This is a genomic window from Sneathiella sp., assembly GCF_047631475.1.
GTDB lineage: Bacteria > Pseudomonadota > Alphaproteobacteria > Sneathiellales > Sneathiellaceae > Sneathiella.
In genome coordinates this window covers 48,249-60,693 of sequence record NZ_JBLHZT010000013.1, presented here as the reverse complement: position 1 = coordinate 60,693, position 12,445 = coordinate 48,249, and the positions used below count along the sequence as shown (strand labels likewise).

The 12,445-nt window shown below is 49.3% G+C and carries 6 protein-coding genes; all 6 read left to right on the top strand.

Annotated elements, in window-relative coordinates:
• Positions 1-50: 50 nt before the first annotated feature.
• The 6 genes from ACJAYR_RS07605 to ACJAYR_RS07580 are packed head-to-tail and all read left to right on the top strand — an operon-like array spanning position 51 to position 12,444.
• On the top strand, positions 51-1,190 hold the full coding sequence (locus ACJAYR_RS07605; protein WP_415236043.1) for a hypothetical protein: 1,140 nt from the start codon (positions 51-53) through the stop codon (positions 1,188-1,190).
• Positions 1,187-2,134, top strand: coding sequence for a phage baseplate assembly protein V (locus tag ACJAYR_RS07600; RefSeq protein WP_415236042.1), 948 nt, complete (start codon positions 1,187-1,189; stop codon positions 2,132-2,134). The genes ACJAYR_RS07605 and ACJAYR_RS07600 overlap by 4 nt, the downstream gene beginning before the upstream one ends.
• 17 nt (positions 2,135-2,151) lie before the next feature.
• Positions 2,152-2,514: a GPW/gp25 family protein gene (locus ACJAYR_RS07595; RefSeq protein WP_415236041.1), complete on the top strand. Its 363-nt coding sequence runs from the start codon at positions 2,152-2,154 to the stop codon at positions 2,512-2,514.
• 11 nt (positions 2,515-2,525) lie between these two features.
• Positions 2,526-5,000: a baseplate J/gp47 family protein gene (locus tag ACJAYR_RS07590; RefSeq protein ID WP_415236040.1), complete on the top strand. Its 2,475-nt coding sequence runs from the start codon at positions 2,526-2,528 to the stop codon at positions 4,998-5,000.
• The gene (locus tag ACJAYR_RS07585; protein WP_415236039.1) at positions 4,997-10,363 is read left to right on the top strand and encodes a hypothetical protein; all 5,367 of its coding nucleotides are present in this window, start codon (positions 4,997-4,999) and stop codon (positions 10,361-10,363) included. The genes ACJAYR_RS07590 and ACJAYR_RS07585 overlap by 4 nt, the downstream gene beginning before the upstream one ends.
• On the top strand, positions 10,360-12,444 hold the full coding sequence (locus ACJAYR_RS07580; protein WP_415236038.1) for a hypothetical protein: 2,085 nt from the start codon (positions 10,360-10,362) through the stop codon (positions 12,442-12,444). Before ACJAYR_RS07585 ends, ACJAYR_RS07580 begins: the two co-directional genes overlap by 4 nt.
• Position 12,445: the final 1 nt, after the last annotated feature.

The window sequence follows — 12,445 nt, the reverse complement described above, 5'->3', positions numbered from 1 at the left end:
ACTCATCATCCCATCAAATACAACTATTTAGTGTATGTGAGCTCTCTAAAATGAATGAGACTTATTTCAAAATCCATTTAATGAATTCGTCCGGAGGTGGTTTTCCAGCTTCGCTTATGGAAGCCATTGATCAAGTGACCGTCGATCAATCTGATCAAGCACCACAAACCTTCCAGATCACCTTTTCTGACGACTATTCCCTCTCGAATTTTCAAAATATATCCGTTGTATCCGCGAGTGAATTGCAAATTGGAAAAAGGCTAAAAATCGGAGCTTCTGTCGGATCAGAATCACGCCTGCTTATGGACGGCGTGATTACAAACGTTTCCTATCAGCCCCCAACGGATCACAGTGTCGGCCAATATATTGTAAGCGGTGAAGACATCAGCTACTTTATGGACATCATTGATAAATCGATGGAATACCCATTTTGTCTAGACGTCGCTATCGTCACTGCCATTCTGGCTCCTTATCTTGCTCTGGGCATTTTGCCGCATATTAGCGAAACCATCGCCGGATTGCTGGATATATTCACCACCCCTCAGCAAATGGGAACAGACCGGCAAACACTCAACCAGCTCGCCTCATCCCATGCCTTTATATTCTGCATCCGCCCCAATGATCTACTCGGCCAAACCTCGGCCTATTGGGGTCCTCCCCCGTATGATGACCCCCTTCAGGATCCGTTGGTTGTCGGATACTCCGCCAATGGGAATGTCGCCGAAATCAAGTTCGGCTTCGACGGCACAAAACCGACAAGAACCTGGGCATTGGTCGAAAATAAGGAAACCGGGATTCCCATTCCGATCGCGACGTTGACTTCAACCTCAATGAGGGATTTTTCAGCCCATCCCGCCCTCACAAGCAGCGCTGTTCTAACGGCAAAAAACAAAGCAATATACCAACAGGGGATGGGGATTGCGCAGGCATGGTCCCGGGCACAGGCACAAACCAACTGCACAGCAGACAGCGCTGTCACCGCGTCTGGTAAAGTGGATGCGCTGCGCTACGGACAAATAATGCGAGCCCCGGGCGTCATTCCTGTCGCTGGAGCCGGAACTTTATATGACGGAAAATACTACCTGAACGCCGTGACCCACACCCTCTCCCGAACTCAATACCAGCAGGAATTCAGCCTTCGCCGTGATGGTATTGGCACAACACTTTCTTCCGTAAAGGTTCCCGCATGAATATGATGAACGATTGCGCTGGTGCCAAGGAAACCGCCTATAATGGTCCCCTGAAATATTGGGGTAAATACCGCGCTACCGTTACCAACAATCTGGACCCTTTAATGCTGGGCCGTCTGCAGGCAGAAGTCCCTGCCGTCAAAACGACGATTGCCAACTGGGCCCTTCCCTGTGCACCGTTTGCGGGCCCTCTAGTCGGGTTTTATGCAGTTCCTCCTCCAGGGGCCAATATATGGATTGAATATGAGGGTGGTGATCCCAATCACCCGATCTGGACAGGCGGATTTTGGGAAGAAGGTGAAATGCCTCTGGAGCCGGTTATTCCGACAAACCACGTTTTCAAAACCGAATTCATAGATATGCAATGGGACGACACACCGGGGGAAGGCGGTTTCTCCCTCACTGTTTCACCCCCCGTCGCGCCGGACCTTCTGAAAATGACCTTTAACGTGGAAGGGATAACGATCCTGTGCCCTCCCAACACCATTTCTATAACCCCAGAAACAATGACACATGAAGTCCCCGGTTCCGTCGTTACGCAAACTGAAGGAATTATGGAAATAGCGGTTTCAGAAAACAGCATCACATTGGACGAAGCAGGTATTCAGGGGGAATATCCCAACATGACACTTTCCGGCCCTATCGAAATTACGGGGGCCGTTCAGATTACAGGGGATGTGAACATCACCGGCGCCGTAGAAATTGAAGGGAATGTTAACATTACGGGGGCGGTCGAAATCGAGGGCAATGTAAATATCGTGGGTGCAGTTGAAATTGAAGGGGAAACAAATGTTCTTGGTGCGGTCACTGTGGAGGGGGAAACAAATGTCTTGGGCGCCCTGACCGTCGAAGGCGATGTCAATATTCTGGGTGGCGGCCAAGTAGAAGGGAACTTTGCTGTTCTTGGCCTCATTGAAGGCGTCGTCGTGCCTCCTTTACTGTAAAAAGAAGGTCCCATAAAATGACAACTTATATCAACTCCCCCTTCACCGTTCTGGCCAATACACTGGAAACCATCGACAGTAACCTGTATGTTCAGCAAGCAATCGAGCAAGTGCTGTTCATTCAACAGGGGGAACGTGTCAATCGGCCCACATTTGGCTGTGGAATTGCCAATCTGGTGTTTGACCCCCTCACAAGTCCGACGGCCGGCATCACCGAACATCTGGTTCAAAATCAGCTTCAAAAAATACTTGGGAATATTGCCGACATCCTGTCCGTCAAAACGGAGGCATTCGACGCCGAGCTGCGTATATCGGTGTCCTATTACAATAAATTGACCGGCAAAACGGCGACAAGTCACTATCAAAGTAGTGTTGGTTAGGAGTAGTCATTTTGCAACGCCCTCCCTTAAAAAGCCAACAGAACACCGTCCCCCAGCCCCTCAAGGAAACCAATACAGTTTCCTTAATCAGTGCGCGGGCAACCCCTGACGGAGCGCGTACCTGGACGGTTACCCTGGAAATCGGCGGCGCAAATATCTTCAGCCATGAGCAACCACTGCCAGCCCAGCTTACGCCTGACGATTTCCGTTTGGAAAGACTGGATGGCAGGCCGAATACCGCCCTAACCATAACAGATGTCAAATGGGTTCATCCCCCCACACTTGTTGAAATTTCTCTTTTTCTCGACGCTCGGGCACAAGAACTTGACAACAAGGAGTTATACCAACACGTCTTGCGGATCCTTCGTTTTCCGGCGCATTTATTAAACAAGTCGCAAAGCGCGATCCCCATTTTTCTATTACAGTCAAGGCAGCAAAAAAGTACGGAATTTGGTGTACAGGAAAATATTCCCGCGCCCGTAATTGACTATATGGCCAAAGACTTTGAAGGCTTTTGCCAACTGATCGTCACCAATTTGGAAAAATGTATTCCAGACTGGCATGAAGTTGCTGCGGCGGATAGCGGCGCGATGTTGATCGAAATTCTCGCCTATGTCGCAGATTATCTAAGCTACCGACAGGATTTCGTCGCAAACGAAGCTTACCTTAAAACGGCTTTGCTCCGAACATCCCTGGCCCGGCACGCGCGGCTTCTTGGATATCATCCGCAAGAAGGGTGTGCCGCCCGGATTATTCTCACCTGCGAGGTCTCGGCGCCCCTTGAAATTCCCGCCAACACGGCTGTTCTTAGTAATTCAAACTCGACCCAACGAAAGCTTGTAAGCCTGAACAGTGACTTGTTTCAACGTATTCTAAGTGGCGGCGCAACCTGTTTTGAAACCACCCGATCTCTTAAGGCAACCCCCCTCCTAAATCAGCTTCGTATTCACGATTTTGGCCTGCAAGAATTCACGCTCTATGCGGGGTCCACAAGCGTCGTTGTCGAAATGCAGGAAACGGACTCACAAACCGGAATACCACTCACCGGTGGCGATATAGTAGTTCTCCAACGGATTGCCTTAAGTGAACGAACGCGTAGCAATCAGGATTCCGGTTATATCCGAGCCCATGCTGTTCGGTTGACCCATGTTGAAAAATTGCGATCCTTACACGGCAATGCAGCGGGCCGTATTCTGGTTGGTTTACACTGGGACCGTTCAGATGCCCTGCCCGTCGACTTGCCTGTTGTTTTAAAAGACGAAGGAATAAAATTAGGTCCGAAGACGGTTTCCGCAGTATTCGCCAATGCGATTGAGGCAGAATTCGGATTGACCCGAAGTTATCCGGTTTCGTCATCGGAAAAAATTGAACCCTGTGACTGGCAGCCAACCCTGCCAGCAAAACCATTGCAGAGGTTGGCCAGCACAGATGACGATGTCCGCCTATCGATCGATCGCTTTCTTTCACCGAGGGATGATGTTTTAACGCATCCGGCCATTCGACTGTTGGAAACCCCCCTCAATACAAATGACCTCTCTTCTGACAGCTACATCTGGCACCCCACTCGAGACTTATTACGGCATGGAAACTCAGATCGGGTGTTTAAGGTCGACACCAACGAAGACAACACGATCACGCTGCGGTTCGGGCAAAACGGAATGGGACGTACACCCTCATTTTGCAGGCACTACACGGCCGAAATACGCGAAGCGACGGGCAAAACAAGTAATGTCGGGGCCAATGTTATGACAATTGCCTGCCCGCCTTCTCATAAATTTGAAGAATTTGCAGATCGATTGGTTCGGATCAATAACCCCCTACCTGCATCGACGACCATTTTTGAAGAAAGCAAAGACAGTATTCGCCTGAATTCAGCTGATATCCTTAAAGATGATAAAATCTGCGGCACGCTGGAAGATTACGCAAATCTCGCGAAAGCCCTGCCCGATGTGAAAGCAGCGACCGCGTGGAATATCGGGGATGAACCCTGGCCGTTCATCTATGTGGCCATTTTGGCCGAATACAGTAATGTTGTGGATGAAACCCTTGCCCATTCAGTGAAAAAGTACCTCGACCTCCACCGGCCGGTTGGCAGGCGGTTGATCGTCACGGGGCCAAAACCGGTGCCACTGGAAATCGCGCTCGAAGTCATCCCAAAGCGCGGATTTGCACAGACTGACATTGAACGAGACCTTGTCCATCTCGTTGGAAATACAAATGAATTAGAAAATCATGCCGTCTTTTCAATGCAGAAAATCACGTTCAACCAAATTCTCTATGCCAGCCAAATCATTGCCGCAACCGCCGTCATTGCCGGGATCGACATGGTCAGATTATTGGCGTTCCGACGGACGGACAAACCCGGTCCGACAATATCAGATCAAATCACGTTTGCGCGGGATGAAATCCCCATGCTTGCCAATAAACCGAATCAACCTGCAGGTGGCCAGCTGACCGTTCAGTTTAACGAAAGAGTTTCCTCATGAAATCCGCTCCCTCTTCCCGGAATATGGAACATAGTGGGCTCAACGGGGGTCGGTATGCCCGAAACTTGATCAACCCTCCAAATAAACCCTCTCTTCACTGGCAATTGGCAACCGCCCCTATCTTCTTCCGAGAACTCAAAGAACGGCTCAAATATACGACAATTGATGGCGAATTACTGCCCACACCCAATGGAAAGCTTCGTGACATTGTCACCAATCCGACAACTGACTGGGCAGCAGCGCTTATGCAGTCATGGTCTGCGGTTGGCGAAGTTCTGTGTTTTTATCAGGAGCGGTTCATTAATGAAGGATATATTGAAACAGCAACAGAACCGCAATCTCTGTCACTCCTTGAAGCAACACTCAGTGGAAACTTCAACCTGAACACAGGTTTTGAAGCGTCAATTCCTGTCTGTTTTTCACGGTTTCCTGGCGTGGCGGGGTCGGCTGACCTATGTGTTACCATTCGGGAAGGCGACGGTATGCCAGGCATACGAACTCTGGCAAAACATACTGTTGTACAGCGGGTCACCCCTGTTGGAGGGCCTCCGTTAAGTTTTTTGAGTGACGAAAAAATTGACATCAAAAGCGAGTGGAATGCGCTTCGGATCTGCCCTCCACAGCCGGGACCTGTTTCCCCTGTATCCGGCCCGTCTCAAGGTCAGCTCTTCTCGGGTGCTTTGCTCAAAGTCAAACTGGGCGATCTGATCGCTGTTCTGAACTCAAACGATCCAGTACAGGGCTGGTCACTAAAGACCGTTACCGGCTCACGAGTTGCCCAAAAACAAAAGGAAACAACACTCAGCTGGAAAACTGCCTATCAGACCGGTGCTGATCAAAAAATAGCCAACGATGCTTCTGCGCCTATGGAATACTTGCATTTTACGCGAAAACTTCGTCTTTTTGGTGCACAAGCGCCCTCACTATCAGCGCAACCTCTTGCACGGAAAATGGACCATATTGCGGGCGGCGGGTATGAAACATGGACGCCAGAAAACGACACCGAGTCCAAATCAAACTCAAAAATTTCTTCAGCCAATACCGATTTACCGGTTTATCCCGTCAATGACATACTCATTACCCGGAACGCCACGACCTACCTGGCAACGAGTAACGGAGTTTTTTACAAAAGAGAAAACGAACAACACTGGATTGCGACCAAACAGGGAATAACCAAACGCAACATTCAAACCCTGATCGAAGACAATGAAGGTAATATTTATGCGGGAACGGTGAATGGCGGCGTTTACCGGTCGTCTGGGCAATCCGCGGCGTGGAGCGCTTTACCAGCTGGCTATATCATGCAATCTGGCACATTTAAAAATGGGGCAAGCCTGAAAACCAGTTTGCCGCCCACAACAGTGAACAAACTGGCCCTGGGAGAGACAGTCATTCTGCTTGAACAAGGTTCCAAACCTCCAACATCACTCTTTGATCAAGTATTTGCGGCGACCGACAATGGTTTGTTTCAAAATGACCAATCAGGCGTTGGATGGCTGAATTTTCCAATCGATGGATCAACAACAGATAAAGAGCAACAAAAAGGCGTTCAACCTCAAAGCCCCGTTCCTGTTCTGGATGTAGCCGCACTTTGTGGCAGTAAACAGGCTTATATTCTGATTGCAACGGATGACGATATCCGCATCCTTCCCTTTATCCAAAAAAAGAAAGGGAAGCAGAATAAGCCGAAACCCAAAACGGGAGGCACCAAATCTGCCGATCATGGTCTGAAAGATCTGCCTAACATCTTCCGTCAAGGTTTCAACCTGCTGACCAAATCTCTATCAACTCCGATCAAACCTGTTTTCGGTTTCCTGAAAATGATGTGGAAGGCCCTCAAAGCCTGTGCCCGCCTTATCAAACGTTTTTTAGAATGGATAAGCAATGTTGATCCGCATCGTTGGTCCGACATCAACCTGCCTTACCCGGGAACAAAAATTAAATATGAAGGCAAGTTCAACGGGTTACAATTGTTCCATACCGGCGGCAAAATCGAACTTGCGCTTAGCACCTCCAAGGGCCTTTACCGATTTGATGCCAAAAAGGGAACTTTGCAGACCATAACGGCGGGCCTTCCCGATGAAATCACACCGCCTGCCAAACTAACGGCGGTTGACAACACCAGTGCATACAAAGGAGCGGGATTGCTAATCCTCTTGGAACATGTTCTTTACGGTTTCCTGCCGGGGGGTCGCTGGGCCCCGATCGGAGAAATTTCCAAGAGTATCCCTTCGCAAGATAGTCCCGCTTATACCCCTCAAATCGTGGGCGCCACCGACACAGCGATCACAACCTTTCGACCTGTCACTTTTCGAAAAGAATGGTCCGATTTTGCACTTGGAAATGACGACGACTCAATTACAAAAATTGACGTAGAGGGGGTGAAAGGCTCTGTTGTAATTGGCAGTCTTGGGGTCTTATATGATTCCGACACCAATAAGGCGATCCTGTTCAAAGTGCAGTGTGAGGACCAATTTCTAAGAAAGGATTTCGGAACACAAGCCATTGTCAATCGCCTGCATATACAGAGTCTTTACGACACGCCTTCAGTTCAAAATTTTGATCGAAGAACAAGCAAAGTTCTGCTGAACGGACAAAATGTGTTTCCCCCTTCCAATGTCATTCCGGCCGTCAGCATTGTGTCTGGAAAATCACTGGAGTTGGAGGGGATTGTTTCCGATTTAACGGGGCGAAAAATTGCGATTTGGGGACCCGCGCTTAGAATATTACCGCTTCCCGTTGATGGTCTTCAAAAGATAAACTTTGACGCGCATGGCACGCCTTTAACAGGCCCTGATGGGGATCCCGAACTTCCCTTTCACCGTCCTAAAAGCTTAATCAGGACGTCCAGTGAGGCGATTTTCGCCATGTCAGAGTCTCACCTGTGGCTTCTGAAAGATGGAAAATGGATGTCCGCGCAGGAGGGCCTTGCCAACGCCCATACCAATCTCAAGGAGATTATAACCGGCTATGGTGAGAACCTCTTTCTTTTGACCGATGATGAAATTTATCACACGCAAAACAATTCAATCCGCCCCAGTTGGACAACATTAAGCGCCCCTGACTTGACAGTTCCCTTTACCTGTCTGTTCCAGTCTGCTCGTTTCGAAGATCCGGCAAAGGAAGCACCTTTGCTTCTCGGCACGGCAGGTGCGGGTCTATTTGTTTGGAAGCAGGATGTTAAGAATTGGCGCCATATCAACTGGGCTTCGTTGCCCGCCGCTGCGCATATCACTTTTCTGAAAGAGGCTGCCGACGGATCGATTTGCGTTGGAACACTTGGAAATGGCCTCTTTTATGTCAATTCAGAATTAACCGATTGGAAAAAACTGAACACGCCGCCACCGTTAAAAACGGCAATGCAAGCCGCTGCGCTTAATAACAGCTTTATTGTTACCAATGACCGAGGAGACCTTTACAGGTTGGCGCTAACCAAACCAACTAGTCCGGCATTTACCCCCTTGTTTTCCACCGCAAACAGCACGCCCATCCTATGCCTGACTGTCGAAAAAGAGGAAGTTATAGCAGGACTGGCAACGGGCGGCCTACTAAGATCTATTGATGGCGGAAATCAGTGGCAATCCTATTCAACTGGAATTTGCAGTAGAATTCAGGCAGCTTTGCCAATCAAACATCAGTGGATGCTGGCATGCTGTTTACCCTCTCCTGGAACAACCCGCGCGGCAGACAGTGAACAACTTCCGAAAAAAATCGTCGGTTCCGACATTCCCGCTGCGCCTTTTGCCGATGAACTGAACCAAGGCCTCCTCAGTCAGGGTCTTTTCGATCAGTTTGCCCGCGTTGGCATAAAACCGCCACAAGATCCCGTTCTTCAAACGGTGAAATTCAATTTATCCTGGATCCTGTCGTCTGATCTGAACTTAAAACCTGAACCAAAAACCGCCCCGGTTTACCTGATATATCGACAGGAAGACCACCTGAAAATCCTTACCTTAAAGTCAGACTTTCCTGTGACCGAATACACACCACCTTCCGGCAACCGGGGTGAAGAATTTATCATACAGCATCAAGACGGATGTCTGGAAACACTGCTTCCATGGCCCGGGCAGGTATTGAAGCGGCCCGCCAGCAAAGACGATAAAATACAGTCGCAGGTTTTCAGTGTTCGCTCGTCAGAAAACAATCCATCCAGCGGATCAACCCGGATTGAACTCTCGGAAGAATTACGGACAGCCCTTGATGGCGGGAAAAGCACTGTCATGGGAAACATCGTCGGCGTAAGACAGGGACAGCCAATTGAGCGAGAAATATTGGGAGATGGCCAAAGCTCTGAGATATTCCAAAGCTTTAAGTTGAAAGCGGGACAGCTCGTTTTCATTCAGGAACAGGGCCAAAAGGTAACCCCTATCCTACAATTATTTGTGGATAACCAACCTTATCGACTGATCAGTGACCTGGCAGCGGCAAAGGAAGGAGACAGGGTTTATGTTTTGACATTGGATGAGAAAGGTCATGGCACGGTTATCTTTGGAAACGGGACAAACGGGTGTCGCCTGCCAAGCGGAACTGGCAATGTCACCGCATCCTATTGGGTTAATATGACCCCTTTTGATGCCAGTGATGAAAAAGCCAAATTCGTTCAAACCAATCCGGACTATGGCGTATCCAGTATTTTAGTTCCTGTACGGCAGACAGCTCCTCTGCCAGCAGCCCCATTTGAACGGAAGGTCAGACCGAAGGACAATCCAGCGCTGTTGCCTCGCCATGTTATTACCACGGCAGACCTTGTAAAAATGGCGGCAAGCCTTCCGGATGTTGCGAAATCAAACCTACGCAAATCCTTAATCCAAAATCGTAAAGTGCTGACCCTTACTATTGCAGGGCACAGTCCCGAAAAAGCAGTTCCGGACATAAAAACCTGCGAGCAGATCACGCATCAAATCAACAGATTAGGACTAGATCCCAAAATGCCGCTTCGGGTGTTGCCGGTCACCTTGCGGCCATTCAGGGTATCGGTGGTTCTAACCATTGAAGCCTATGCTGACAAAAAACAATGCGCAGCGCAAATTCCCGATCAGGCCCGCCGGATTATTACTGAAAACTATGGATATCGGGCGATGGATATTGGCGAACCCATCACCCTCCATCGCATACAAAATCAACTCTCGCAAATTCCGACCATCGTAGACGTAAAAATCAAAGCCCTGCATTTTACTGGACTTCCGCCAACCCGCGCCGATTTGGTCGCCCCCCGGCAAGGCACCGAAACGGTAGGCGATAGCCTGATTTATCTGGATGAAAAAAAGGATGCGGTTGTTGTCGATCTTGGTTTCGAAAATAAGTCAGGGTTTCGTCCGAACACATCCCCTTCTTCGTCTGACAACCGGGAGGCTTTGTTATGATATACCTGAACGAAGCAGGCCTTCCCCGGCTCTTTGATCTTGTTCCGCCACTGGATCGATTGAACCAGAACCAGAAAAAAAATGAAGAACTGGCCATCTTTCTGGAAGTCCTGCAAAGCCAAGCGGATGCAATTGGCAGCAATATCAATCTGCTATATGAAAACTGGTTTATCGAAACCTGCAGTGATTGGGCAGTTCCCTACATCGCGGCATTATTAAACATTCCGTCCGGCCATGCGGATGCGACCCATATCCCCAGATCACGGGCATTTGTTGCAAACTATCTCAGTTATCGCGCTTACCGGGGAACCGCTTCTGCCTTACAAGGTGTTTTGCAGGATGCAACGGGATGGCCGGTTTATCTGGTGGAGGGATTGGACCGTCAATTTACGTCGAGCCAAAATCGTGTTCCGGGGCAAAACCAGCCTTTTATCCTCAACGTTACGAAAGCCGATATTCCAGAAGCCCCTCCCAATCCATTTAACGACTACCGCACCAGTTTCAGTATTTTCCAAACGCCAGTTACACCGTCTACCGCGAAGGATGCCCTCACTTTTTACTATTGGCGTGAAGAACTGACAAAGCGGGACCGAATAGAAGCCAGAGAGGACCCGACGGGCCTTTATTTCATAGATCCATTAAAGCGCAAAATTCCACTGATGTGGCCATTGCAAAATCTGGAAGATGAACATCCAGATTTGCCGAAACGGCTGGCAACTCCGGCCCTGCTGACCCGCGAGGTTCTTGAAGAACTGATTGAATATGCGCCCGGTATTTTGGCGCTGGCACTTTCTGTGAAACTAAACGGGCAAAGCCTGACCACCGATCAATTTTACGCCGCCGACTTATCACGGCCCCTATCGAAAAAAGAACAGAAAAGCTGGCAAAAAAAGGCACAGGAAAAACCCCTGATTTTGATTGATCCAGAGATCAGCCTCATACGCCTGTTCACTCCGTTACCACCGCAATCCAAAACGTCAAATACCCTAGCCTGCAGTTACTGGGTCTCCCACAATGGTGAACTTGGCGGCGGAACCTATGATCGATCTGGGCGTCTGGTGACCCCTGACGCGACAACAGTGGCCATCCTCATAACGGATCAAGCGGACCACCTCTCCAAACCGCCCACCGGATTTGACGCCACTTTCTCAACGCTGACCGCCGCTTTGGAGAGTTGGCAGACAAGTACCTCTGGCGAAACAATTATCACCATCGCAGACAATTACCTGCATCAGACGGACGACAGCGTATTACAGTTCACCGTATCCGGCCGCTCGTTAGTTATTCAAGCCGCACAGGGGTTTGAACCGACACTTGTTGGCGATCTGAGTGCCGAAGGCAGGGCGGATGGTGAAATCTGGATCAGCGGCTGCTCTCTGGCAGGCCGCCTCTCTTTGATTAGTACAATTACCCTCACAATAGTTGACGGTACAGTTTGGCCTGATGCGGGCCCTGCGATCAGATGCCAGCAAGCACACCGTTCGGATCAGGAGACATATAACAGTCATATCTTCATTGAAAACAGTATTTGCGGAGCGCTTGAAATTTCGGCCCGAAACTGTGCCCTCAGTATCAGCAATAGCATCATCGATGGGCAGCAACAATCTGCCCTCCATGGTCCTGATGAAGATATTGATGCGACAGATCGTAACGCCCCCGGAAAATACCCGTTTGGCGCACCGCTTAGTGCTATTAACACCACATTTTTGGGCGATATTCATACGCTGCAGATGCTAAAAACCGACAATGTGCTGATTGTCGGACAGTCCTTCAGTCCCGCACTAAGCCACCCTTCGCCCATTGAAGGCGTTTGGGTCACGGGTCAGCATGAACCCGCCATTGAGTTGATCAGCCATAATTGCGGTTTTCCCTGCTATGCCGCTTTAGCAACGGAAAATGATCTACAGCTTTTACAAGGTGCCACTGGTGGAAGTGAATTTGGCGCCTTTCACAATAGACATCATGCCAAGCGGCTGGCGGCCGGAAAATCCATTGTTGAGGATTTTTGCCCGATTGGCATGACCGTTGATTTTGTCGACGCCACTGAAACAACACACCATTTTCACCACCAAAGGATATGAG